Source organism: Pseudomonas sp. NPDC087615, from assembly GCF_044743445.1.
Taxonomy (GTDB): Bacteria; Pseudomonadota; Gammaproteobacteria; order Pseudomonadales; family Pseudomonadaceae; genus Aquipseudomonas; species Aquipseudomonas baetica_A.
The window spans coordinates 1-25,695 of record NZ_JBIUWM010000052.1; the positions used below are offsets into that span (position 1 = coordinate 1).

Here is a 25,695-nt window from a genome sequence, read left to right on the forward strand (position 1 = left end):
GAGCTATATCCAAGATAGTGTCCACTAAAAAATGGTGTCCACTATCTTGTCTAATTTGGAGAACGGTCAGGAGTGGGTGCTGACCGGACGGTTACCCAACTTGCGAGTTGCGGACCGTATGTTGCGTCGCGACTTCGAGCTTTCGAGCAGGCGCTGGTGGAGCTCGGCAAGGCCAAAACCGCTCAAAAGCGTGCTGAGACGGAAGATGGCGTCCGGCGCGCCGGCAGTGATCTGGCGCATGCGGTCCAGCAGATGAAGCACCGGCTGGAAACGGAAGAGAAGGAAGGGCAGCTCTTCTACGTCGATGACCAGATCATGCAGCCCTATAGTTTCAGTGAACGACTGACTGTACGAGTGAGCTATCGCTGGCGTCGAGTTAATGAGGATGACTGGGTTGCGGGCAATATAACCTTCTTCCACGAAGTCGACTCGCGGCCCGACTACACCTTGCCAACCACCAAACGGAAACCTAGCGCCGCCAAACTAGAGCAAGATCGACAGGACAAACTGTCTCGCGCATGGACGCACCTGATGGGGCTGGCGCTCCATTCGGTCAAAGAATATTTCAGGGCAGGAGGTGACGGGAACACAATTCCGCTAACGTTCCAGGCGACAACCGATCCCTATAGTCGAGGACTCAACAACTACAGCGCTCAGTTCTGGCGTGAACAGTCTTGAGCACCTGCGCAAATACCTACTCCACGAACACCGTAAACAGTCACCGAAGACCAGTGACCACTTGATCACTTGATCACTGACAACTCTTCCTGTGGTATCCGAAATGGAGTTACGACCTCCACCTCATTGAGCTCTGATCCGAGAGCCTCTTGATCCACCGCTCGGTGAGTGCACCTTTTTGCGAGGTATGCCGCTCCTGGTGTTGCTCCGTTTACGACGCGTTGGCCGTCTTTTTCGAACAACGCGTGATAGGGATGGCATAGCTGGGGATTTGTAAGCCGTTTATCCATATGGGTGTAAGCTGCACTCAGCTCTAGATCTGGAATCTGTCGGCGCAAAGACTCATAGATACGCATACCCTCCCGATCCAGATCACCCCAAAAAAAAGCGGGCTGCTGGCTGATTACGTCATACAGATTGACGGTGTCGCCGTAGGCACAACACGCAACTATTTGACCCGCTGCAAGGCGATTACCGAAATTTTCCATCGTCAATCCATAGCCAAATGCCGCAACTCCGACGGAATGTTTAGCGTGTCGTGATCGCGCGAAAGCCGTGAAGCTCCTGATGTTCTCTATCAGGACAACAGCATTCGGTCGCGCCGGGCCAGCAGTAAGTACATATAGCTCGCCGTACGCGTCACTGGGCCATTCCAAGCCGATGTTTCGCGCAGCACCCCGCAGATTGTTTAGCGCTTTTGCAGAACCCAGGATATTGGCCGCCGAGGCGAAAATCGGATCACAGTTGATCGAGCCTTTCCTGCACTGCAGCATCCCTTGGATGACGTAGTTGATGTCGTCCGCCGAAAGTCCTGAGAAGAGCTCGGCAATTTTAAGTAGGGGCTGAAGGGTCGTTTTAGACGACTCATCACTAAAATTTTCGATCACCTCACTTAGCAACATCTCGGTTTGACTGAGCGGCAGTGCAGCGCCCGTCCAACCGACCAGCGTCAAAGGTTGACCTGACTTGGAAACTCCGCTGAGGCTACCCGCTCGTGCCAACTCCTCCAGAGCTAGTTGAACGTCCAATTGGGGAATTGCCGTAAGTTTCGAAAGCCTTCGAATGAGGCCTCGTGGACGAAGTTTCTTTCCTCCTGCTGTCAGCCGCCGAAGGACGGTTTCCACCTGCTCGGACATGTCCATCGGTTATTCTCGCAATTGATCCACATGAAGCTCGATCGACTTGATCTCACCCTCATGGAACATCTCTTCCTGGGAAGCGGAATCATCCACGAGCACAAACCCTCGCTCCCCTCCAACCCGGCGCAGGGCGCAATATGAGGGGAATAGATTCGGATCATTTTCGTATAGCTCGTTATGTATCCAACCGATCAGTTGGAACGAGCCCTTGAGTGTTCGAATGACAGACAGCGAATGCCTGATCATCTTCTTGTCGCTTAAGTTGGAAAACAGACCATCGATCATCACGACACGAGTGGCAGACGGTTTGATTCGACGACGAGTGTCTATGCTGCCGGCGTCCGCCAATGCATCCCGATGCAGGGTGAAATCGGCTAGCTTGGTTAGGATCAGCAGAGCTAAGGCATTGCCTTGGCCTGTAGAAAGTTTCGGCGTTAAGCGTACTGGCCGTCCGCTTGCGATTTCAGGATGCTGGAACGTAACTGTCGGTCCCGTAGCATCGCTGTCTTTAGGTGCGCGAAACACAGTACGGTAGAATGTCGCCCGAATATCTTGCTTCAGGGTTTCCTCAAACTCGGCGTCGCTGCCCATTGTTTTCCCGGCGGCTTTGTCCTCGTCTCGTCGGCGCTGCTGACGATCAAGCTCCCGAACAACCGCATCAATTTCCTCACTCACTGCGTTTCGATCAATCAATTCGCCGGCGATGTGCAGACCAGCGATCCCGCCGGTATCGCGCCGATCCAGAACCGTCTTCAACAGCTTGAAATTCTCGCCCAGACTATCGGTAAATCCAGAGATCGAAGCAACCAAACGCTCACGCGCTTCCTGTAGATCCACTTCGCTTTGTCCGTGCAGCCGTTCCATATTCAGCAGATAATTTTCGAAGTGGCGATAGAGTTGGTTGGCGTCCTTGAGCACAGCTTGCGGGGTACGATCAGAAGCCAACGCTTCCTGCTCAGTGACTGACAATTGGTTTTCATGGTTTTTTCTGACTCGATCAAGTTCACGCGTTAGCTCGCTGAATTGTCGGTTCAGTTGCTGGCGCAAATTAGCGAGTTTTGTGCGATGTTCGTTCAGAGGGAAGTTGGATATATCGCTGGCCAAGCTATCGAACAGCTCTGCCTGCGCATCCAGATCTCCAATGTCGACTTGCTCAACAAGATCGAGGTGTAGTGCTTTTGCGCTTTGCAAATAGATGCTTTCAACCTCTGCCCCTGATACTTGGTCAGAAGAAATGACGTCTAGAAGATCCCGTACCATCCTCCATTGCCTGAGGATGCCAATCACAGCCTGATCGATTTTTACCGCAGAATTTTGCAGCGCTTGCAGCCGCGCCATTTGGTTCTCATGGCGCTCTTGCGCATCCGAAATATCTTGCTCAAGAGATGTGAGCTCTCGTAGAAGGTAGTCGCGTCGCTCGATTAACTGAGTGCGGCCATTGGGTACGCGAGCATCATTGACCGCCTGCTGGGCATGCTTGAAGTCAAATCGGGTGCGCTGGATGGAGTTGTCTACTTCGATCTGAAGGATTTGACCTTTTTGCTTATAGGTTGCATCGAACGCAGGTCCATCCTGATTGATGTATTCCTGAGCTTTAATAAGGGGATTTTCCCACTTCACCAAATGCGACGATGCTGATGACGCGTTTTGTTGCAGCAGCGCGACACGAGTATTCAGCTCGCTGCAGATTGATTTGATTTTTTCCAGCAGTGTCTCGCATTCGTCACAAGCGTCCTTAGCATGCTCCACCTCTTTTGCTATGGAGGTCGCCCACTCCCAACCACCTAATGTTAAAAACTCCTCTGCGGCCTCGATAATTGGCAGTTGCGAAACGCGCTGGTGAAGGATCGGTAATTGTTTAGCTATATCGCTCAACTCGGTCTCGTGTTGCGCTTTACGATCGCGGATCCATGCAAGTCTTGTCGCACCGCCTTTATCCAGAAAACGACAGGTGGCATCGATCCATCTAGAGCTCTCTGCAGATGCACGCAGTTCGAGCGTCGGTAGCTGTTCCCTTAACCACTTAAGTCCCAGCGAGAGGGCGGCCAAACTCTCTTCAGTTGTAATCAGCGTTTTTTCACCACCATCACAGAGAAATTCAGTCGCGCTGCGAATTAGGAGAATGGCCTTTTCGCTACGTTGCTCCTCCAGTTCTCTGAGTCGGATTTCCACGGTTCTTAAACTTTCTCGAGCCGAGAACAGAGCAACAGGGGCTTGTCGCTCATACGCGGTACAGGCGAGCCGGATGAGATGGCTGGTTTCAGACTCTGGAGAAAGATCGGCGTATTCGCTTTCCAGCGCTTCCACCTGGGGAGCCATGACGGCAATCTGTCTGTCCAGGCTAGCTTTGACGTTTTCAATCTCGGTTGGGTTGATTAGGGCCCTGACTTGTAGGGTCGGTGCTCCAATCATAAAAGAGTAGGTCAAGCCATGTTTTTCGGTGAGATCACCCTGATGACAGAATCGAATCAATTCCGATTCGAAAAATATGGGTGCCTCCAATCCCGCAGCATCAAGCGCTTTCAAGGCCGCATGCGCAGCTTCAGTGTCGCTGACGACTGGAGCGTGCAAGACTTGAGAAAAATGTACGAGGACCTGCGCACGTCGCTTTGGAGAAATCTCCAGGTCCTCAATAATCTGATGCACGCGAGGCAGGGTCTCACCGACGCAGCTCAAGACTTCTTGGGCAATGCTGCCAGCTGCTGCCCGGGCCTTCTCAAGCTCGGCGCGTTGTCGTTGAAGATCTTCCAACTTCGCCGTCTTATGGTCACGCATGCGGCCGCACAGAGGCAGGCGCTTTGCCCGTGATGCCGCAGTAGAACTTGCATTCTCCAGTTTGCCGAAACGCGATTCAAAAGCATCTGCGGCTTGAACGAGCGGATCTAAGGCCTCAATGTCGGCAGAGAGCGCGTTCTTTTCTCCGGTTCGCTGAGCGAACTCATCAGCAAGCGTACGTTCCAGATCTGGGACTTCCGAATTGACTCCAAAGCGACGGTGTACGGTGTTAAGTGCCTGGAAACCGTCTTTCAGCTTAACCAGCTTGATCTGCGTCTCTTCCTGACGTCTAACGGCATCTTTTTCCGATGCGTAGCCCGCCTCAAGATCGCGTCCAACGTTGTTTGCAACTGTGCGTGGATCCTCATCGTTGAAGCGCGAGTGATAGTGCTCGACATCCCCAAGTAGGTCTGCAAGTGCCTGGTTTTCGAGTTCGAGCTGTTCAATCGTTGTCTTTAACGCTTCATGCCGGCGTTCGGCGGAGGAAAGCTGTTCTTGGACGAATGCCTGGAGCCCAGCAGCGGATTCGCCCGGGAAGGCAGCTTCAAAGAGCTTAACTTTTGGGAGCAGGGTGGTGACTATGGTGTGTTTCGACTTCGCAATCGAGAGCGTTAGCTGGGCGGCCTCGTTCGAGGTTTGCGCCTCCGCATACTCCCAGGTCGATGTAGCATGATCATCCGTCGCGCGCTTGAGCGCTGAAGAAGCTTGGTCATTCAGTAGAATCAGTTCGTTGCGGACATCGTCCGGCATGCGATTTGGAAATTCCTGACCGATGTCACGATGGGCATCGCGATATTCTTTCAGTTGAGCGTGGTGTAGTTTATGAGCTTCTCGCGCGTTTATTGCATCGTCTTGTTGTGCAAATACTTTCGATTGAGTCGCTAGTGGTTCCGCCAGCTCATCCGCGGAAAAAAGGCTGCTTTGACGCATCGTCGAGAGCGCAGTTTCTGCAGCTTGCATATTTTGCAGTTGGTCCTGCAGCTGTGAATGCTCTTCGGCGCAATCGAACCTCTTTTTTTTCTTTTCTTCTATGCTTGTTTTTAGCTGCAGTTGTTCCTGCGTCAGGCGATTTGAGGCGCTGCGCAACGGATTGGGTTCGCCGGTCGTTGTTTGCCAATCAAAGGCATAGTTGATGGCTCGTTTAGCCTTATCGGTGTCCCAATTCTCGGCGAAGCGTTTTCGATATTCGATCAACACTAGTACTGCTTCCCGACCATAACCACGATTAGGCGACCCTCCGTGTTGCGATCGCTCCAATGAGCCATGGTAGGTAGGTTTTTCAATGACTTGATGCGGTTTGAGCATCACTGATGGGAGTTGTTTTTCACTGGCTTCCTGATTGATCAGCTTGGCTTCGCTGGCAAAGATTTCGGAGATGACTTTGTCTGGAATTAGCCAGATGCCATCTGAACAGACCAGTCGATCTGCGATGAACGCAGTTTCTGGGCTCTGAGTGCGCATTGGCTGCGGGATACCAAGGATGGGATCTTTTTCAACGATTTTCTGAATAAAAGCCGCTTCGCTGAACGATGCTGCAACTGTCCGTGCGAGATCATTTTGCGTAGTCAGATAGGCGTCCGCTTTTTCCTTCGCAGTCTGAAGCCCTTCAAAGACGAGGCGCGCTTCTTTGACCGCTTTGGCTCGTTCTTCAGCTTTGCGCTGCGCAGCAAGAACGGGTCGTGCGCTCTCGAGAAGGGTGTCTTCAAAACGATATTCACCCTCTTCGCCAAAAACATCCATACAGTTGACCAATACTTCCGGAGCGACATGGGTATAAAAAAAGGCTGAGTCGTAGTCCTCACCGTTTCGGCGATGAACCTTGAAAAAATTTTCAGCGCCGTCTCCACCTCCTGCTTTTTGATAATTCACGAGCTGGTGAATGAGGCTGGGATCAAAATGGCGATGGATAAAGCGTTTCCAATCAGTAACAGGCAGGTTGAGCGCGACGCCATCGCACCCTTTAAGCGCTGTCAGGAATTCAGCATTGGAGATCATCCTTTTAAGATGCCCGTTGATGTCAACGACCGGGCATTGCTCAAGGTGGCCCAGGTAATGATAGAAGTGCAGCTCCTCGTCCGAAAAGCCATAGAAGCCGATCACATATGCCTCGCCGCTTACGGCATCGCCAATCAAACCTGGCTGGATGATTTCGGAGACATCCTGATATAGAACTTCAATTCGCACGTGACTCCATAAACCGCGCCTTTTGGGCGCTGCACGTTCACGACTCTCCGCAACAAAAGTTCGATCTCGTGTGAGGATGGCGTAGATGGCTTTGTTCGCTGTGGATTTACCCACACCGTTGGTTGCGACAATTGCTGTGCTCAGGCCTCGGGCGTTTATCTCTACATGGCGCCAATGAGGGGTCCATTGCTGTTCGGATGGACGCCGGTTATCCAAATTGAGGTAGTTGCTGATCTCGATGCGGTTGATGACTGACATTTTTGCCGCTCCCGCTATTGAGCTGGAGAAACTTCGGTTTCTGGAGTAACGACCGACAGCACAGCGTCTAGCCCTGCAACGCAGAGGCTTCCAGCGTGTCGTTGGAAATTAGTCGCGACGTCGACTGCGGACCAGAGGGTTTGTCGATAGCCTTCCACGCCGGGGATGGGTTCGAGTACGCCCAGTTTTAGCATGCTGTTGAAGAATACTTTCGTGCGATTTTCTAGGGCGCCGTCGCTGAGGTTGGTCAACACGTCGTGGACAAATTTTTGATGTGGTTCAGTAGCAGGCTCTGCTCTCACGCGAAACTGTTCAACGCGACGCTGTATTTCCTCTAGAAGCTGCTCAAGATCTACGGAGCTATCCTTAAAGGCACTGATGGCCTCGATAGGTCGGTTATCGATCGTGTATAGGAAGTAGAAGAGGGTGAGCAAAAAGAAGGTGGCCCAGACTGCAGCAGCGTTTGAAGTTTCCGACCTCCGCTCATCGATAAGCTCCATCAGCAAAGCGCTTGTTTCCAGATGCTCAGGCGCTCGTTGTAGCGGATCACGAACAGCTACATAGATTCGCCCGGTGTTCGCAAGGCCGAGGGCAGAGGCGTCCAATACCTGCAATCGAAGACCTTGAGTTCGCAGAAAGTCTTCGAGGTCAGGTGTGCGTCCATACTGGCTCTCCAAGATTTCTACGGCATCCTTCTCCTCTTGCAGGCGTCGACGCCCGTTGAGCGCAAAGCTGTAGAGTGCCCGACGAGAAACGAGTTGATTGAATATCAGCCCGATTTCTTCAGCAGTCATAACGCCTCCGTGGGAGCCTTACGTAACTGAATAGCCAGATCCGAGGCGAGTATTTGGTAATCGCCCAGCTGCTGCTTATGGAGGCCTGGAAAACAGATGACCTCGAGCTCAATGACCCGTTCGAGTGGTTCGCTGATGACATACAAACCCATTATGCCAACGAGATCTTCAAGGGTATCGATTGGAAGGGGGCCCAGTTGAGGGTTAGAAAGCAGCTCTCGAAGGCGAACAGGGCCTTGGCGCACTGCTTCCATAATTACAGCGTCATGCTGCTTGAGCCACGAACCCAATGCTTCGCTTTGATGGGCTTGTTTAGGGTCATCATTGAACACAACGTCTTGAGGTTCAGAAGCATCTTCTGCAGGTTCAACCGACCCAATAAATGATGTGACACTGGCTATATGGCTGCGCCGAACCCAGCCGCAGCAACCCCCGAGCAAGCTTTCCATTGCACTTATCGAAGGCGGAGCATCAAGGAATTCAGTGATGATGTCGTCGAACCGCAGCACCCCCAATCGTTGACGCCGAGTTCGTTGAAGATCTGCTAGCAGGTTTGCCCAGTTACGGTTAAGGCTTTCTGTTGCTTGGTGAATGACTTTTAATCGACGACGGAGTGTGCCCAATGAAACTGCATGATCAGGATGATCCTGTCGGAACTGTTCAAGTCGCTCCTGTATCGGTTGGCTCTGCAGGAGCTCCAATGCACCCAGCGCCGCGGTTTGTGACTGTTGGAGCATGTCTGTGAAGTGTTGGCGACGGTTTTCGTATTGCGCGGCCATTTCCTCAATAGACGGGCTTTCGCGGATCTGAGTCAGTTGCTCATTGAAAAGACGCAGGGAGGAAAGTATTTCCTGGCTGAGGCGTGGGATTTCGTCAAACAGCCCGCTCTGCAAAGCTCGGGAAAGCGTTTCAATATGCTTGTCTTCGTACAGCCAGTCACGCCGATGCTTCAATACCTTCAGGAACAATCGTCCGGCTTCAGAGAGCTTGACCCTGTCAAACCGAGCTTGATATCGAACGAGGCGAGACCAGGAACGGGTTTGGCGGCTTTCAGTATTTTCCTCAGTTCGAAAGCGGATTTCTCGATCCCTGTCGAGAAAACGAGCGCAAAAACGCACCTCTTCAGCGTTGAGGTCTCTCAGTGTTTCCCGCATGTGTTCTGATAAAACATTAACGGGAACGAATTCGTTGCTGCCATCAATCAGGCGTCGCTCCAACTGACCAAGCAACTGACCCGCCACTAGCGCGCGGCGATCAGCACCGTCTTGTGGGTGAGGTGCAGAAATATGCGTCGAGTCCGAGTCGACGCGCGCGCACTGCAGATCCGCTAATCGCGAGGTGAGGGCGGTTATCAGCACGTCCGCAGGCAGGTCTATTGCATCCATCGGTGGAATCCCCCGATTTTTTGGTCAGTCGTTTTAACCGACTGATTTTCAGTAAAGCACCGACTTGCAGGAGTTCAAGGTCAGTCGCTTAAAACGACCTATATTGTTAATGTAAGCCTTCACCAGGAGGTGATCAGTGAGCGTGGATTCTTCTCTTTTTACTATTAAGACGCCGTTGCGGCGGCGAGAGGTCGCTGTGCATATGGCGGAGCGATCTCGTGGCAATTGGTTTTCGCAGCAGCGTTTACGGTTCATCGAAGCGCGCCTTTTCTGGTCGGGGAGGATTAATCGATCCGACCTTATGGACCACTATTCAATCCATCGCTCCGTGGCTTCAGAAGACTTGGCGGAGTACCGGCGTTTAGCTCCTCGCAATGCTGTCTATGACCGTAGCAACAAGGTCTACCGTGCAGGCAAGCGCTTTCTACCGATTTTTGGGGCTCCCGCTCTCCAGGGGCTTTTTGCGCACAGCGTACTGGAGGATGGACTGCCAGGGCCGCGTCCACCGTTTGAATTAGTACCGTCCCCAAATCGGGCAGCGGATCCTGGAGTTGCACGTAATGTCATCGCTGCAGCTCAAACAGGTTTTGCCCTAAAGGTGTTCTACCGCTCGATGGAAACTCCTGCCGGACATTGGCGATGGATTGAACCGCATTGCTTGGTATCAGATGGGCACCGATGGCATGTCAGGGCTTACTGCCGAGAGAGGAGCGGATTCAGAGATTTTGTTTTAGGACGAATGGAGATAGCCGATGAGACAGCTCCGCGGACAGTCGATCCCATTACTGATGTGCAGTGGCACGAATTTGTTGAGGTTGAAATTCGTCCTCACCACAAACTGAACCGGGCTCAAGCTGAGCTGGTCGCCGCAGACTTCGGAATGTCTAACGGAAGCGTTAAATTCGATTGCCGACGCGCGCTTCTCTGGTATGTGTTAGTGAACCTAGGCCTTGATGAAGAACGTTCGCCACCGCGACAGCTAATTGAGCTAAGTGATCCAGGTCTACGCCAATACGCTGGCTTTCACTAGAAAAACCAGCGTCTTTGAAGGATCGTGAAATCTTGAATGGGATACCATTCGGAGCATTCGACCTCTTAACAGCGAACAGAATAAAGCGTTGCTTTGATGGAAGATTGCGAGCCATTCAAGGTTGGTAAAAAACCTAGATGCAGACAATGTCATCAACGGACAGTAACGCAAAATAAGGATAGGTAATGGCTAGGTTTGTGGCGATTCCGGTGGGACAAGGGGATGCGTTTTACCTGGAGCGCGGAGATTTTTCTGTTCTAGTAGATGGTGGAAAAGGGCGTACCGGTTTTCCTAATTTGTTTGCGTCCACCGTCGCTCGGCAACGTGTGGATGTGATTGTGTGCACGCACAATGATGCTGACCATATTCGAGGGCTGCTGGGATACTTATCCTCCAAGCTTCAATGCGACGAACTCTGGTTACCTGCGCAATGGCTAACGTTGATTTCAAGCGTTTTGCATCACCCACACCATAAGTTAAAGCAACTGATGGGGGACATCGAACGCTTTTGTGAGACACATCCAGTTTTCTATGAGGATGCGGAGTTCCCTCTGGATAGTATGGTCAACGGTGAGTCATTTCCAGGACGTCAAGAGGAGAGGCAACGGGATACCGAACGAATGGAGCCTTTGGAAAACGAAATCAGATGGTTCCAGGGTGAGGGGGCGAGCCTGGCGGATAAACGAACCCGATACGCTTGGCTGAGATCGTTGTTCGTAATTAGATATGTCCGTCGCAGATACCACACTTATTTCGAGGGGAGGCGTCACTTCGGCACTAATCCGAGTAGTCCCGCCTTGGCTTTGTACCTCGAAGCGTTGGAGGATCTCAGCAACGTCGCAGAGCTGGTGTTACTAGCCTTGCATAGGAACATCCCCATTCGTTGGTTCGAGTTTTCACCTAGCGCACCCGGCGGTGGGCGTAAAGAGTTGATCCCTCTTAACGCACGCGAAGTAGGGGGTGCACGTAGTAGCAACAGCACATTCACTGAGTTGTGCCTTTCCAAATCAAACCGAGAAAGTCTGGTGTTCTATTCCCCAGTTGATAGCGCAGCCCCAGGTGTACTTTTCAACGCCGATTCGAATCTGAAGGGGATTGCCGGACTCTCCGATTTCGACTTTTCCAGCGCTATCGCGACCGTTCCCCATCATGGCTCAGAAGCGAATGCCAACGTCTATACAGTCGTGAACAACTTGGCCTCCGTGGGTGTCACCTGGGTGCGCAGCGATGGAAGGTTTCGCAAGCGACCTTGCAGTGACTACATCAATATGCAGGAGAAACGATTCTGTACGTTATGTCGGCCTGGCGCAGCGCCCTATTCACAGAGTGTGGCGATGGAGTTTTATTCCGGTACGTTGGTTTGGCTGGCTGCCGCCGGGCAGGCTAGCTGCAGTTGTTCTTAGTTAAAAACACGGCGGGGGGGCATGATCAGTCAGTTGGTTGAGTGCAAAATCGCACTCCAGTTGACTGCCTGTCTGCATTCGCCCATGGCGGTCGGCTGGGCGCGTTATAGCCAGTATGCGATCGAAGACCACCGAATGTCTCACGCAATCAATTGCCACTGATTTTCCCCCTCCACACACTGCTATTTAAGGGAATGACATGTTCACCGCACCTATAGGAATCTCCACCCAGCCCGTGTGGTTCGTCGGCGCCGCTTACGGAAGGAAAGATGATCAGACTGCGCGCTTTCTTCGCGAGGGCATCTGGGAAAATGGCTACGACGACAAACACCTTGATCTCGTGCGTAGCATGAAAGTGGGCGAGCGCATTGCGATCAAGTCGGCTTACACCCAATTGCATGACCTGCCGTTCGATAATCGGGGGAATACAGTTTCGGTCATGACCATCAAGGCGACCGGTATTATCACTGAGAATTGCAATGACGGCCGACAAGTCAAGGTCGACTGGGAGCCCGTCAAAGCGGGACATAAATGGTATTTCTACACCCACCGCGGGACGATATGGCGCGTGCTGCCGGGTGATTGGAAAACTGATGGACTGATCGACTTTGCATTTGAAGGCAACGCCCAGGATATTCAGCGCTTTTGCGATGCCCCTTATTGGAGAGCACGCTTCGGTCGCCAGACTGCGGCTTCGGAACGATTTGGCTGGACGCGCTTTTACATGGCGATCGCCGACAAGCTGCTTAAGCATCGGCGTGATCGGAAAGCCTTAGTGGCAGGTCTGAAGGAGATATCCACTCGGGTACCGGCGCTGGGTTATCTGGAGGCGGACATTTTTCCAAACGGCAAGCGTGGCTTTGTACGGGACATTTGCCCGTTCACTGTCATGGGCACCTTCAACCGCCAAACCAAAGAAGTTAATCGGAAAGCAATTGCCACCGAGATCGCAATTTTTCTCGGCGTTGAAGAGCCGGTGCCAGAGTCGTTTGAAGGTGTGCCCGTGCTGCACAACTTGAAGTCTTGGTATTTTCCACGCGAAAAGAACCGTGACCGTGATCACATTGACTCGTTGTGGGAAACCTTCGCGACAGCCATCGCCTACGCCGATAGCGAAGAGGGCCAGGAAGAAGTCACCAAATCTGCATTTGCCAAGGCGTTCGATGATAGTAATGGTCGAATGGGCGTCGCATGGAACCTGACCATGGGACTATATTGGGCCCGGCCCTGGGCATTGCTCAGCCTTGACGAGCTGTCCAGAACCTTCATCAAGGACACTCTAACGATCACGATCAACCGTAACGGCCCAAACAAGCGGTGCGCCGCAGCAGACTACTTGCAAGTGGTGGATGTACTTGAGCCACGGTTTCAGGAAAGTGGCTACCCCGCGCATTCATTCCCTGAGCTGTCGCTGTTAGCTTGGGGTTTAGAGCCTGGTTCTCCGCTCGATAGCGATGAACTGTCCCCAGACGATATGGACGAGGGACTGGAGGTGACAGAAGCCGAGCCAAGCATCGCTAACCATCCTGCCTTGCCCTCCTACACGTTAGAAGACATCCTCGCAGAGGGTTGTTTTCTGGAGCGTGCCGAGTTGGACAGCGTGCTCGTTCGTTTGCGCGAGAAGAAAAATTTGATTCTTCAGGGGCCTCCGGGTACCGGTAAGACCTGGCTCGCCAAGCGCCTTGCGTTCGCATTGATCGGCACCAAAGATGTCAAAAAAGTTCGATCTGTTCAATTCCATCCCAACCTGTCTTATGAGGATTTTGTCAGAGGTTGGCGCCCAGATGGTCGAGGAGGTCTCGCCCTGGCCGAAGGTGTTTTCATGGAGGTGGTAACAGCAGCGCTCAACAATCCAGATTCAAAGTTTATCGTTGTGATCGAGGAAATCAATCGCGGCAATCCCGCACAGATCTTTGGCGAGATGCTGACCTTGCTGGAAGCAGGCAAGCGCACGCCAAGCGAAGCGCTGGAATTGAGCTATCCCGACGTAGACGGCAATCGCACGGCTGTCCATATCCCAGAGAATCTCTATGTGGTTGGGACCATGAATTTGGCCGATCGGTCGTTGGCCCTGGTTGACCTGGCGCTGCGGCGCAGATTCGCGTTTATCAGCCTGGCCCCAAGGTTTGGAGGCCGTTGGCGCGAATGGGTTATCAAGCAATGTGGTGTAGACGCAAATTTGGCGCACCACATCGAAAGGCGGATTGCAGAACTCAATACCGTGCTTGCCGACGATGAGCGACTGGGTAAGCAGTTCCAGGTTGGTCATAGCTACGTGACGCCAAGCGAGACGCTTGAAGAGGGCACTACCCGGGACTGGTTCATACGAGTGGTAGAAAGCGAGATCCTGCCTTTGCTGGACGAATATTGGGTGGACACCCCCGCCAGTGCGCGAGAGGCAGCCGCCAACCTTCTAGCAGGCTGGTGATATGCTAAACCTTGCAGAAGGGGCACTCATTCCTAGGCCTGAACGAGTGGTGGGTCGTATTCCGGTCAGAAATCTTTGGCTGCTGATGCTCTATGCTTCGGATCTCTATCGGGCCTTGGGGAATGCCAGGACCGCTAGCGAAGCCATGCCCGACGATCTGCCGCGCATGGTGGGAGAAATCCTGGCCGATGCCGTCGAAGCACGGTTGCGCCGCCATTTGGGGCTGGGCTATCAGCATCGGGAACAGATCGTCAACCGTGTGCGCGGCCGGATTGATGTCCTCACTACTGAGCGCAAACAGCTTTTAATGCGTGGGCAAATAGCTTGTCGATTCGACGAGCTGACACTGGACACGGTTCGTAATCGCTTTGTACGAATTGCTTTGGAAAGAGTGGCGGGGTTACTGCGTCGGCACCCGGTCGGCAGACGCTGCCGACAACTTGCGCAGCGCCTCACAAATCTGGGGGTCTCCAATCTGGGCGTGGTTCGTTCGCAGATCGACTTGGAACGATTCGGGCGGCACGATACGGCAGATCGTCTGATGGTTTCCGCTGCCAAACTCGCCTATGACATGGCCATCCCTAGTGAGTCTGCAGGCAGGCAATACATGCACCAGCCAGATCGCGACGAAGTTTGGGTTCGCCGGTTGTTCGAGAAGGCCGTAACTGGGTTTTACCGCGTGGCACTTAAGGACGGTTGGACTGTTCGCGGGGGAGTGAAACTGAGATGGAATAGCAGCAACCATACCCCGGGGTTGGATGCGGTTTTCCCGCAGATGACGGTTGATATCATGCTTGAGAATGCGGCGCTGGCGCAGCGGATGGTGATTGATACCAAGTTCACGGCAATCTACAAGCGCAGCGTTTATCGCTCGCAGACGTTGCATAGTGCCTACCTTTATCAAATATACGCATATCTTCGCTCTCAGGTGACTGAGGCGGACCCTCTCACACAGACCGCCCGCGGTTTGCTGTTGCATCCGGCGGTTGGCGAAAGGGTGGATGAGAGTGTGGTGATACAGGGGCACTACATTCGGTTTGCTACGGTTGATCTGGCGGCGAGCAGTGGAGAGATTCGGGAGCAGTTGATCAGCGTGATAACCCCGAATTTTCGTTGCGGGTCAGAGCATACTTCGCGCACCAGCAATCAGGCGCAATAAGGTCTCCTCGGCAGAGAGCTCCTCCCGGTTATGAAAAAGTGGGGGGCACTGGCAAAATCATCATGGCGTCTAGTTTTTGAACCGAATCGATAGCGTAACGCTAGTCCGAGTCGGCTCAAGTGAAGGGGGAGGTGTTATCGCTATCGATTGGGATGCGCGTCTATTAGGAAGAGGAACTTGTCAATGTTGAAGCTGGACTTCAGAAACTCTCGAAGCTTTTGCTTAGAGGTGGCAAGCGTGTCTGCTCCTGAAATCAGTTTGCGGGATGCCGAGCGCACCTTTCAAGAACACGCTTGCCAACGACTGGTATTGTAAGCCACAAGTCGGGGCTGGCTCCGGCAGGGAAAAGCCACGAGGATCGCCAGACGGCGGCCCCCGTGGCTTCTTTCCATGGCTTATTCGTAAACGTAAGACAATCCCGACGCTTCAGATTCCCTTGCGCGCGTCGAAGATGACTGCCGCAGTCCTAGCCGGCTATTTGAATAAGTGTCCGCCACATTGACTTCCTTGCCGCTCGCCAGGGATTCGTAAATGGCGGAAAGGATTTCAACGGTTTTGCGACCTTCTAGCCCCTCGACGGCGGCGCTGCCGCCGGTCCTCAATGCGTTCACCACATCTGCCAGGTAGGCAATGTGGCCAAACCCATAGACGGAGTCGACGATCTGCCCCGAATGCTGTAAGGCTTCAGCGTCGGAGTTGTAGGGCGTTTGAAATTTCCAGGTTTTGACTTCGTTAAGTGCCACGCCAGCGAGCTCAACGGCACCGAACTCACCGAGCACTGTCAGTGATCCTTCAAGATTTTCGGGTCTGGCTGCTGTGGTTGCCTCCAGCGTCCCGATGACTGTTCCTTTGCTGAAAATGGCGATACCCGTGTCCTCCGCCTCGATGGGAGCGCTGACGGTCAACCCCTTGGCGAAAACCTGATCGGGAACGCCCATGATCAGTTGAATCAAGTCGACATAGTGGCAGGCTTGATTGGCAAAGACACCGCCATCATATCTGTAGCTGCCTCGCCAGCTGTCCTGTTCGTAGTACTCGGCATGCCTGGCCCATCGTACCCTGGCCGTTACCATGAAAATGCGGCCGAATCGCTGTTCTTCGATAGCACTTAGTAACAACCGGACCGCGTTGTTGTAGCGATTCTGTTTGACAATGAATAATTTCACTTTTGCTTCGTCGCAGGCCCGAATCATGGCGTCGGCGTCATCAACCGTAAGTGCCATGGGTTTTTCCACAACCATGTGCTTGCGATATCTGATCAGGTCGAGGCAATGCTCGGCATGCAGTCCACTCTCCGAGAGAATACTCATGACATCGACCTCAGGATGCGCCTGCATCATTTCATGAGCGCAGCCATAGGCGGGAACACCAAGCCTTGCACCGAGCGCTTGTGCACGCTCGTACTTGACGTCACAAACGGCAACCACGCGCGACCCCGCCAGGTCTACGGAGCTTAAAGCCTGCACATGCTTGGCTGAGATCCGTCCACAACCTACCAGCGCAAAATTGAATCCACGACTTTCCACGACATTTCCCTTATTCATTGATTCAGAGGGCGCCCAGCTTTTCGAGAAGTTGCAGGCTGGTGTCCACAGACGTCGTTGAATCGCCGTGGTTGGGCACCGCATTATTCCCTACTACGTTGATGACCTGAGCCGGTGGCAGCGCCATGGCCAGTGCGAAAAGCACCGTGATGCTCTGCTCATTGGCCTCGAAGAACCGGTCCTGATGGGTGATCAGCCATTTGCCGTTCGCGCGTAGCACGAATGCCCATGGGTTCCCCGCAACGGTCGCGTCCAGCCCCGGGAACGGTAGCGTCGCTCCGCCCGGGTATACGGTGAGGAAATGCAACTGACGGAATAGCATCAGCGCATTCTCGATCCACTGCCAATGGTCCGCCAGCTCGCCGGTCGGTCCACCGACCAGGCACCTGTCAATCGCTGCCATCAGTGAGGGGGCTAGCTGCAGGCGCGTGGCTCTCTTCAGGCGCCACTTCGCTTTTGGATAAGCGTCGCCACGCAGGGCCAGCAATGCATCGACAGCCAATCCGACCAACTCCCGAACCGCGACGACTGCGCTTCGGTGGTCTTCGGTCAATCGCGCACCAAGAACGTCCTGATAGACATTCATGGACCTAGACATGTAGTAGTCGGCGATTTTCACGGAGAAGTCCTCTAACGAGAATGCCTCGGTGAGTTCGCGGAAAACGTCATTGCCGTGCAGCACGTGGCTGTTCGTGTACTTGTAGATCAGCTCCAGTGTGCGTGACGACAGTGACTGGTAGGACGGAAGCTGGGCTTTCGCGACCAGTCGGCCGAACTCTTCGCGGCTGACGTTCTCGATCTGCACCCAACTGAGTGACAGTGCGATCTGGCGCTGAAATGCCTGCAACGATTCCGTGCCGGTCATGCGCTCGTCCGAAACCAGCAGTAGATCGATGTCCGAGGTAGGCGTGCCAAGGTTCAAACTCCACGAACCTATGAGCATTAAGCAGAACCTGTTGTCGCCAGGCAGGTGGTGCAGAGCGTCATTCACGGCTGCTGTGATCGTGCCAACGTCACGTTTGCGGGTGGATGATTCAATCATCGGCAATTCCTGTTATCAGGTCGGCGAGGTATTGGCTGGTGCCACGTGCCCGGGTAACCCGTACTTCGTTGACCAGCCGTTCGACCAAGGCAAATCTTGTTCGTTGATCGTTCGCTGGATTGAGTATCGCGAGGGGAAATAGAAACCTCTCCAGGGCTTGGTCGAACCCTGTCGAGGCATTCAGATACAGATCGTTGATCGTGCGTCGACTGACCTGAGGGAGTTGCGTCTGTACGCGGTTAACACCGCGCTGATTGCTCTCGAGATAGAGGAGCGCCGTCAGTTTTTCCGGCTCGCCAACCGCCGCGGCCATTCCTGTCAGGCAGCGCTGAGTGTCATGAATGGCACTGTCATTGCCCTCGGTCCTGACCAGCACTGGGCGAGTCCCGCTGACGAAGACAGCGCCAAGGGCGTCTTGCGGCCTTCCGATTGCGGCAAAGTCACCGGCGAGCAGTTCCCCGCCCCGCTCGCAGAGGTGGGCGCCAATCGATGATTTTCCGGTGCCATAACTACCAGCGATAGCAAACACTTGCCCGCTCAGGCGGGCCACCACCGCATGCAGTCCGATATATCCGTTATGCAGCAGCAGCCGCTGGCATATCGCCCGAAGCAATCGACGCCACTCGGGCTCAGTCAGCTCAAAGTCACAGCAGACGGTGGTGAGAGACCATTCGGGGTAGTCCAGAATCTGGGGCTCGGATCGTGTGCCGCGCTCGATACGCCAAGAGCTCACCCGTTGAGGATGCGCCCCATGGCCGGGGAGGGCTCGGAGGGCGGCGAGTCGGATCGCCTTGATCTCCTCGGCGCTGCTGACCCCGACAATCTCAATCCATCCCTGCGAGAAATTCAGAATCACAGGATCCGCTCAATGGACGCTTCGACCTCCTCCAGTGACTCGAACAAGGTGGCCGTTGCTTTTCCCCGACGCAGCCAGAAGAGGTCCAGGTCTTCCTGGAGCTCATGCGGCTTGAGGTAGTGCTGCTTAACCCCGTACACGCTTTGCAGAAGCTGGACCAGCCAGGCCCGGGCGCAGAAAACCAGGTTCTGACGAGTAAGCGCTCCACGTAAGGCATAGCTTTTGATCATGCTCAAGCCGCGATCCAGCCAGTCGTCATGATCAAAGTTTTCCGGCGGGAATGCAGCGCGGCCAAGTTCATAGGCTGGAAGAAAGATGTCGGCACTTCCGAAGTCGATGACCCAGAGGCATTGGGTATCGTCGACAATCAGGTTCTTCTGGCCATAGTCGCCGTGAATGACACCCCTGGTCAGAATCCTGATGGGCTCGATGAGCCTGCTGTAGTTCGCCAACTGAACCTTGCGGTCCTGCAGAAGCCTACGGCTGACTTCATCGAATTCACTGGTTTGGTCGAGCTTGCTGATTTCACCAAGGATTTCATCGACCGTTTCAACTATTTCCGCGACATCCATATCAAGCCATTCATCTGTCTCGTCTTCGCCTGGCGCCGTGTAGCGGGAGAGGGCCCGGTGGGTGTCGGCCAGATTGACGCCTGCGGCCGCCATCATATCTATGGAGAATTTGTCGATCTGCTCGTCCGAATGCACATAGGAAAACAGGGCCAGGCCACCGTCTTCCAAGAGCGTGAGGTGTTCACCGGCGCGGTTTGCAACCGTCGAAGGTGACGCGATACCCGATGTGATGCAGTGGGTGGCGACCTCGATGGATCTTTTGCCCTTTTGCGCATCCTCGCTGGATATGAATTCTTTGACGAAATAGGTCTCCTGGGGTGTGTACACGACCCAGTTTCTCGAGCCGAGCCCGGCATAGATTCTACGGATTCGACGCGCATCGAGCGTGTAATGCTGCCGAATCAGTTGAATCACCGACTCGCTTACGGCATCAGCACCTGGGTCTTGCACGGGGACTTCACTTGTCTTGTTGTTTGTCATGAGCGTGACTCTATGGATTTGTAAACACGAGCGATCCCAATCCATTCGTCTTGAGCGGTTCGTGGGTGAAAAGTTGTCGCTGCAAAGCGCTCTTCTGCCAGGCGCAAGGTCCGTTCGATACCCGTCGGTCCGGTGCAGCCTTCCTTATAGAAGAGTGCCGGAACGCCAACGGCCAGTTCACGTGTTGAAGGCGTGTCTGCGGTGATCAGCGGAATGTTGAACCCTCTCGCTGTGGCGATTGACGATGGGTGCAACACATCGCGGAAGTAGGCATAGCGTCCCGAGGTCACGTAGCTGCAAATTGCCGCGGTGCAGCGCTTGTAAAGTCGGTGGGCGTCGGCTGGATCGACACGCCAGGGCCAGAGCATCAGGCGTCCGGCACTTGCTGCCTCGAGGCTGCGCAGTGCCTGAAGCAGCTCAGGATCGCGCGCTTCTCCTGCAATGAACAACCGGGCCTTGCTTGTGCTGTCAAGGAAAGCCCGGCCCACCCGCAGCAGGTCCTTGTAGGCGGTGATATGACCAAAGGCTAGAAATGCCTGTTCTGCCGCCTCCATCTCTTGCAGAAGCGGCGTCAGGTCCTGGTCCCCCTCGTTCTCTGGCATCCAGAGCCCCGCTGATCCACAGACGCTAAGTTCGACATTGGGCGCGAGCTGGCGAATAAATTGGGCATCGGCCTGAGAGTGGCAGACCACGACGTCGCACAATGTCAGGACTTGCTGCATGCAGTCGTGATCCAGCGCGACGGTTTCCCGCTTGTTAATGGGCAGCAGGTTATGAACGGTCCATGCAATCTTCAAGCCCTTACGCTTGGCGTCGGACAACAGGTGCAGACTGGCGTCCAATAGGTCGGCATCCGGACGGTCATTGACACAATAAAGGCGCTGAAGCCTATGCAGGTTGATGAAGCCCGTGGAATCCAATGCATTGCCAAGATCAGCGAAGAACCGACACTCGATTCCTTCGGCTGCGAACGCGCGATCGAGCGCCGAGAAGTACGGACTTGGATGGTGCGGATAATTGGTAATGATGTTCCACATATCATAATGCCTTTAAGCGGATCAGGCCTTGGTGGTCTGCTGGAAAAGATCGTCCCAGAAACGACCAAATGCAAGGTTGATGTTTGGACCATAGCGGGCATGCACGGCGGGTACGCTGTGGTCGGGCGCTTGCAGGTGCGCAAGCTTCATGCCTTTGAACAGGCCCAAAACATCGGTGACGTAGCGAATCTGTATGGAGTCGTCCTGCTTGAGGTACGAATACGCTGTATGGGGTGGCAGTTTTTTGATGTTCCAGGCTGACATCGAAGGAGTGGCCTGGGGCAGTACAACAGCGCTAAGTGGTGCGCAGCGGGCGCCTTCGAATCCGAAGACGTCGAGAAACTCCGCCGAGTCGAAGCGCATCCGGCTACGTTCAGCGACCGACCAACTATCTGTCGGTGCATCATCCTTATAGTGACGTGTGCCGGCGTCTGCCAACTGTGCCAGGCGATGTTCCACGGGAGAGCCGCGCTCGATAAGGTTGGTACCTACAGCTACCCGCTTGGGCCACCCGGAGATTATCAATTCATTCTGCGCGTTCACCCAGAGACAGACCAAATCGTCTGAGATGAATGCTCCACCCAGTTCGGCGCAGCACTTGAACATTAGGGATGATTTCCCGCTTCCAGAGTTGCCGGCGAACAGATATGCCTTGCCGTTCACGGCCACTGCCGATGCATGAAGGAACTGCACGCCGCAACGGAAGAGCATGCTTCCAAAAATGTAGCGGACGAGTCGCACCATGCCCCTCAGGTCTGCTGGCGATGCGCTCGAAATCGTCATGCGCCATTCCATCTCGTCCGTTGTGCATAACCGAATTGGCGCAGCCCCGTCGTCGGCATGTTTGACATAGATGGCGCTGCGTTGCCGGATGTCTTCCAGCGAGAAGGTGATCTTGCCTTGGTCGATGATGTAGCTAGGTGCATCGCCAGGCACCGTCCACGTCATCAGCCGGCTATCGATGGACACGCTGATGAGCAAGGCGTTGTCGGGCCGGGCATCGCTTTGGGTCACCGCAATGCCGGGGCTGAGGATCCGTTGGAGCATCGGGAGCAGGCCAGGCAGATCAGCGTCCAAATAGATTGTGCGATCACAGGACTCAAGGCGAATCATGCTGACTCCCGCCGATTCCAGCATGCAAGCAAACCGTCGGCCGCAGCATTGAGTGCGCAGAGGGGGGTGCGATAACGTTCCTTGTGCCTTACCAGTTGGGGTTCTAGTGCGACCCAACCCGCGTACCGGTCCCGCTCCAGGCGCTTAAGAAGTTCCGGTATCTGACCCGCACCTTCTCCGGAAGGGCATGGCCGTTGCTCGGCGATATTGTAATCCTTCACATGCACATGACTGATATGAGGCCTCAGGCGTTCGTAGAGATCTGATAGGGGGCGGTCATAGCCTAGCTTGACGAAATTCGCGGAATCCCAGACCAGCTTGATGTTTCGGATTCCGCTGTTTTCGAGGAGCAACAGGGCACTCAGTGGGTCAGCGATGCCTGTGCCGATTTCGGGTTCCACAACCAGTTCTACGTTCGCGTCATCGACCGTTGCATGTAGCGGTGCGAGCCAGGTCAGCGGCGTGTCGTCTGATTGGGTGTCGGCGGGCATGCGACCGAAAATCCGGATGTTTGGAACACCATGGCGCAGGGCCGCTTGGTGCAACATCAGCAAGCGTTCGACCATTATCCGGGGATCGACCTGCCGCTTGCCGAGCGCACTTGCCAGACTGGCAACGACCAGGCCTTCGCCGCGGATCCGGTTCAATGCTTCGTCCAGCGCATTTTTCGACAGTTCACTGACATTCCTGTCACCGACACTTCTGAGGTCGATGGCGCAAGCCCCGATCATTTTGGCGACCGCGATCTGGCCATCGAGCTCAGCTGAGAACTCATCCGCAATCAGCGAAAGGTTCATTGGAATCTGCTCCAAAGACATTGCTTACTCCATCTGATGCTGTGCTTGAAGTGCATCGGCGAGGTGACCGTAATGGAGGTAGCGAATCGTCACGCTATCCTCAAGGATTGTGAAAAACTGCTGAATGAACCGGATGAAAAGCAGGTCCGGTTTACCGTCCTGCTGAAAGAAGTCCCACCAGTGGAACGTGACCACGGCCAAGCCATGCTCGCTCGAGGATGCGATCACTTCTGTGCATAGGTCGCAGGCGCTGGATGTACCGGCCCTGAGTTTTTCCTTGTTGATTATCAAAGACTGGTACAGCGTGAGTGGCCACTTATCTGGCACGCGACTGAGAATGCGCTTGGCGTCGGTCCGGCTGACCGGGGACGCCTGGCTCGCAGCGAGTGAGCTGACTTCCTCATCCCGTAGAGAGCGACACACGCTGACCTGGCGCTCCAGAAAATACTGCTCCGCCTGGGCGTGGATTTCGTTATGAGGCGGGACGAACATCCTGTAACCGACAGTTGAGTCGAACCACTCGAATCCCGCGACCACACGCTCGAGCAGGTGCTCGTTCACCCCGCTGAACTCATGGGCTTCGCCTTCCAAGCGTGGGGAGTGATGGGTCCAGCCATGCATGGAAAGTCCGAGAAGATCGGCCCGCCGCAAGCTGGCCAAATGGTCGGTGAGTGCCGGGTTATTCCAGGCGAACTCGGGCTTGGCATCAGTCCAGGCCATTGGCGCCTTGAGAAACATGCCAGGTTGCGTATAGGGGATGACCGACAGGTTGACAGGGCGGTATCGCCAGATCTGATCGCGGAGTAGCTCCAGCATCCAGATGGGCGTCGCATGGCAGATGTCATCATCACGAATCAGCAGCGTCAGGCTTGGCTTGTTTTTGGCGATGCATCCTTTCATCAGGATGTGCCCCAGTCGAATCCGTGAATCAGGAAGGGGCGCGATTGTTCAAGAAGGGTCGGATAGGCGACATGGAACGCCTTCGCGGAATGAATTTCGCAGAGTGACTCCGCCAGCGCGACATGGTTAAGGGTTATCCAGTGGTGGATCTCCTCCAGCAACGACTGCCGCTGGCTGTCGCTGCTGTTGAGTTCATGAAGGCCTAGTACGTTCAGGTTTCGCCTATGAACCTGATAGAGATCGACCGGGATTGGTGCATACGGGCTTCCGAGAAGGCCAATGGTTCCATTGCGCTCGCAGTGTTTCAGGGCAAGCCGGACGCTTTGTGAATTGCACACCGCATCGATGACCATGCCGAACATCTGTTCATCCGTTAGCTCTTGGGTGATCGAAATACCCGTGTCGGTTGGCGCCGATATTGCTGCCTCATAGCTGTTGGTGCTGATGACGACGTCAGGACATCCCAGTCGCCTGAGCTCAAGTGCCGCACCCAGCGCTACCGCGCCGCTGCCCACGATCAGGGCCGGAGTATCGTGCTGCAAGTCTTTGCGCCTGGAAAGAAAAGCCGACGCCGCTATCAACTGGATGCGGGCCAATGCCACGGTGGCGAGGGAAAGGGAGCGGCAGCGCAAGGCGCCCTCATTCGGGCCTGGCACGCCATGAGGCAGCGGCCTGATCCAGAACTGTTCGGCCGATTGGGCAATATTGATATACCCAAAGCGTCCATCGGAGCCTTGTTGGCTGCATGAACGACGGCGCTCGGTTCCGCGGCTGACGATACTGTACTGGCACTTCATTTGCGTGGCCAAACTGCTGTATTCCTTGTTCATTAAGCGTGGGATGGCAGTCACCGATTGGTGGGTGATGCTCACATCTTCGAGCACCCGGCGGATAAACTGAGCCCGGCGAATGAGGCGCCCAGGCCTGGAGGGCCGGATTTCCTTCGCTTTGTTGATTGTTTTGCAGCGCTCCTTCGTAAGCGCGAACGTCAAGTCAGGCCTGGGCAAAGCATTTTCATGAGGGCGTCATGCACCAGGCTATAGTTGGATAAAACCTGGCAGTCCGGCTCGCCTAGCTGCGCCTCCTTCACGCGTGTGCAGAAGTTGACGGCAATGAACTCGACTTGCGCGTTGCGCGCGCAGAGCATGTCGTCCATTGAGTTGCCGATCATCACGATTCGTTCGGCCTGCAACTGCTGGCGAATCAGGGCAAGACCGGCGGGGTCGGGCTTGGCAGGCACCTCGCTACGGCACACCAGTACGTCAAAGGCATGCTCGAGCGAACATTTCTGCAACTGCGCTGTGAGTGAAGCCCTGTCTCGCCGAGTCAACACGGCCAGTGGTACACCAAGCGATTTCAAACGAAGAATGAGGGTTTTGGCGCCATCAAAAGCTGACGCTTGCTTTTCCAGCATGCGCAGTTCGTTGGCAATTTCCTGGATGACCGTATTGCGGCCCTGCTGAGGAAGGCGCAACAACTTCAAGGGTGAAGTCTGTCGCCTGGACGAATAGAAAAAAGGTTGAAGACGATGCAGCTCGCTCGGGGCGTGCCGTTTGAGCACGCGTTCGATGGCTTCGTCAATGAGGAAATCAGTGTCAAAGACGGTTCCGTCCCAATCAAATACAACGGCCGTCGAGCTTCCCCGCTGACTCATGCTTCACATCCTTGTGCTTTGAAGTGCTTGCCGCGTGGTGTCACCACGCAAGGCGCGGCGATGTTAACTCAAAACCATCAGGCAACTGCAACTATCTAATCGTCTTTTTTTCGGGCGGCGGGTCCGCGACACTTCTCCAGTAGAGTCATTCGTGTTCGCGGATTAGTCGATAGGAGTTACCAATCGCGACATGGAAATGCTCCGCATTTTTTTGGAAATTTCTGCAAGTTTATATTGGTGCTATTTGGGCGGGGCTTGGCGTTAGAGCGTTTTTTGTTTTTTGCGTGACACCGATTTGCGGGGTGACCAATGGAGGGTAAATATTTTTTTTACATGTTATTGCAGATTTGTAGGAAATTTCTTAGTATCCGCGCCGCGGAGAAAGACCTATTAGACATTTCGACGGCGCGGCTGAGACAAAGTAGCTATTTGTCAGGCGGTGCCAGTCGCGCTAACGAAAAGGATAG

At 54.4% G+C, this 25,695-nt stretch carries 19 protein-coding genes; 5 read left to right on the forward strand and 14 right to left on the reverse strand.

The window, feature by feature from the left end:
* The first annotated feature begins 156 nt into the window (after nucleotides 1-156).
* Nucleotides 157-678 carry a hypothetical protein gene (locus ACIOU6_RS21945; RefSeq protein ID WP_401138872.1) on the forward strand — a complete coding sequence of 174 codons (522 nt, stop codon included), beginning with the start codon at nucleotides 157-159 and terminating at the stop codon, nucleotides 676-678.
* A 65-nt stretch (nucleotides 679-743) separates the two neighbouring features.
* On the opposite strand, the gene ACIOU6_RS21950 is transcribed toward ACIOU6_RS21945, so the two are convergent.
* The 4 genes from ACIOU6_RS21950 to ACIOU6_RS21965 are packed head-to-tail and all read right to left on the reverse strand — an operon-like array spanning nucleotide 744 to nucleotide 9,213.
* On the reverse strand, nucleotides 744-1,820 hold the full coding sequence (locus tag ACIOU6_RS21950; RefSeq protein WP_401138873.1) for a Wadjet anti-phage system protein JetD domain-containing protein: 1,077 nt from the start codon (nucleotides 1,818-1,820) through the stop codon (nucleotides 744-746).
* 3 nt (nucleotides 1,821-1,823) lie between these two features.
* A complete protein-coding gene (locus tag ACIOU6_RS21955) occupies nucleotides 1,824-7,034 on the reverse strand; it encodes a hypothetical protein (RefSeq protein ID WP_401138874.1) in 5,211 nt (1,736 codons plus the stop codon).
* Between the two features lie 14 nt (nucleotides 7,035-7,048).
* Complete coding sequence (locus tag ACIOU6_RS21960; RefSeq protein ID WP_401138875.1) at nucleotides 7,049-7,828, reverse strand: hypothetical protein; 780 nt, start codon at nucleotides 7,826-7,828, stop codon at nucleotides 7,049-7,051.
* Nucleotides 7,825-9,213 carry a hypothetical protein gene (locus tag ACIOU6_RS21965; RefSeq protein ID WP_401138876.1) on the reverse strand — a complete coding sequence of 463 codons (1,389 nt, stop codon included), beginning with the start codon at nucleotides 9,211-9,213 and terminating at the stop codon, nucleotides 7,825-7,827. Before ACIOU6_RS21965 ends, ACIOU6_RS21960 begins: the two co-directional genes overlap by 4 nt.
* A gap of 136 nt (nucleotides 9,214-9,349) precedes the next feature.
* On the opposite strand from ACIOU6_RS21965, the gene ACIOU6_RS21970 reads away from it, so the two are divergent.
* The 4 genes from ACIOU6_RS21970 (at nucleotide 9,350) to mcrC (ending at nucleotide 15,233) form a co-directional block, all read left to right on the forward strand.
* Nucleotides 9,350-10,243: a WYL domain-containing protein gene (locus ACIOU6_RS21970; protein WP_401138877.1), complete on the forward strand. Its 894-nt coding sequence runs from the start codon at nucleotides 9,350-9,352 to the stop codon at nucleotides 10,241-10,243.
* A gap of 185 nt (nucleotides 10,244-10,428) precedes the next feature.
* On the forward strand, nucleotides 10,429-11,646 hold the full coding sequence (locus ACIOU6_RS21975; RefSeq protein ID WP_401138878.1) for an MBL fold metallo-hydrolase: 1,218 nt from the start codon (nucleotides 10,429-10,431) through the stop codon (nucleotides 11,644-11,646).
* A 199-nt stretch (nucleotides 11,647-11,845) separates the two neighbouring features.
* A complete protein-coding gene (locus ACIOU6_RS21980; protein WP_401138879.1) occupies nucleotides 11,846-14,074 on the forward strand; it encodes an McrB family protein in 2,229 nt (742 codons plus the stop codon).
* A 49-nt stretch (nucleotides 14,075-14,123) separates the two neighbouring features.
* Complete coding sequence (gene mcrC / locus ACIOU6_RS21985; RefSeq protein WP_401138880.1) at nucleotides 14,124-15,233, forward strand: 5-methylcytosine-specific restriction endonuclease system specificity protein McrC; 1,110 nt, start codon at nucleotides 14,124-14,126, stop codon at nucleotides 15,231-15,233.
* Between the two features lie 395 nt (nucleotides 15,234-15,628).
* Here mcrC and ACIOU6_RS21990 read toward each other — a convergent pair whose 3' ends face one another.
* From ACIOU6_RS21990 to ACIOU6_RS22035, 10 genes are read right to left on the reverse strand one after another with little or no spacing between them, the layout of a single operon-like run.
* The gene (locus tag ACIOU6_RS21990) at nucleotides 15,629-16,759 is read right to left on the reverse strand and encodes a Gfo/Idh/MocA family protein (RefSeq protein WP_401138881.1); all 1,131 of its coding nucleotides are present in this window, start codon (nucleotides 16,757-16,759) and stop codon (nucleotides 15,629-15,631) included.
* 22 nt (nucleotides 16,760-16,781) lie between these two features.
* A complete protein-coding gene (locus ACIOU6_RS21995; protein WP_401138882.1) occupies nucleotides 16,782-17,819 on the reverse strand; it encodes a hypothetical protein in 1,038 nt (345 codons plus the stop codon).
* A complete protein-coding gene (locus ACIOU6_RS22000) occupies nucleotides 17,812-18,675 on the reverse strand; it encodes a hypothetical protein (RefSeq protein ID WP_401138883.1) in 864 nt (287 codons plus the stop codon). The genes ACIOU6_RS21995 and ACIOU6_RS22000 overlap by 8 nt, the downstream gene beginning before the upstream one ends.
* Nucleotides 18,672-19,727, reverse strand: a complete 1,056-nt coding sequence (locus ACIOU6_RS22005) for a phosphotransferase (RefSeq protein WP_401138884.1) — start codon at nucleotides 19,725-19,727, stop codon at nucleotides 18,672-18,674. The genes ACIOU6_RS22000 and ACIOU6_RS22005 overlap by 4 nt, the downstream gene beginning before the upstream one ends.
* Entirely contained in the window at nucleotides 19,724-20,764 is a 1,041-nt protein-coding gene (locus ACIOU6_RS22010; protein ID WP_401138885.1) for a hypothetical protein, read from the reverse strand. Before ACIOU6_RS22010 ends, ACIOU6_RS22005 begins: the two co-directional genes overlap by 4 nt.
* Nucleotides 20,765-20,785: 21 nt before the next feature.
* Entirely contained in the window at nucleotides 20,786-21,877 is a 1,092-nt protein-coding gene (locus ACIOU6_RS22015; protein ID WP_401138886.1) for a hypothetical protein, read from the reverse strand.
* On the reverse strand, nucleotides 21,874-22,695 hold the full coding sequence (locus ACIOU6_RS22020; RefSeq protein ID WP_401138887.1) for a sugar phosphate isomerase/epimerase family protein: 822 nt from the start codon (nucleotides 22,693-22,695) through the stop codon (nucleotides 21,874-21,876). The genes ACIOU6_RS22015 and ACIOU6_RS22020 overlap by 4 nt, the downstream gene beginning before the upstream one ends.
* A gap of 3 nt (nucleotides 22,696-22,698) precedes the next feature.
* Nucleotides 22,699-23,574 carry a hypothetical protein gene (locus ACIOU6_RS22025; RefSeq protein ID WP_401138888.1) on the reverse strand — a complete coding sequence of 292 codons (876 nt, stop codon included), beginning with the start codon at nucleotides 23,572-23,574 and terminating at the stop codon, nucleotides 22,699-22,701.
* A complete protein-coding gene (locus ACIOU6_RS22030) occupies nucleotides 23,574-24,566 on the reverse strand; it encodes a zinc-binding dehydrogenase (RefSeq protein ID WP_401138889.1) in 993 nt (330 codons plus the stop codon). The genes ACIOU6_RS22025 and ACIOU6_RS22030 overlap by 1 nt, the downstream gene beginning before the upstream one ends.
* Complete coding sequence (locus ACIOU6_RS22035) at nucleotides 24,563-25,228, reverse strand: HAD family hydrolase (protein WP_401138890.1); 666 nt, start codon at nucleotides 25,226-25,228, stop codon at nucleotides 24,563-24,565. Before ACIOU6_RS22035 ends, ACIOU6_RS22030 begins: the two co-directional genes overlap by 4 nt.
* Nucleotides 25,229-25,695 lie beyond the last annotated feature (467 nt).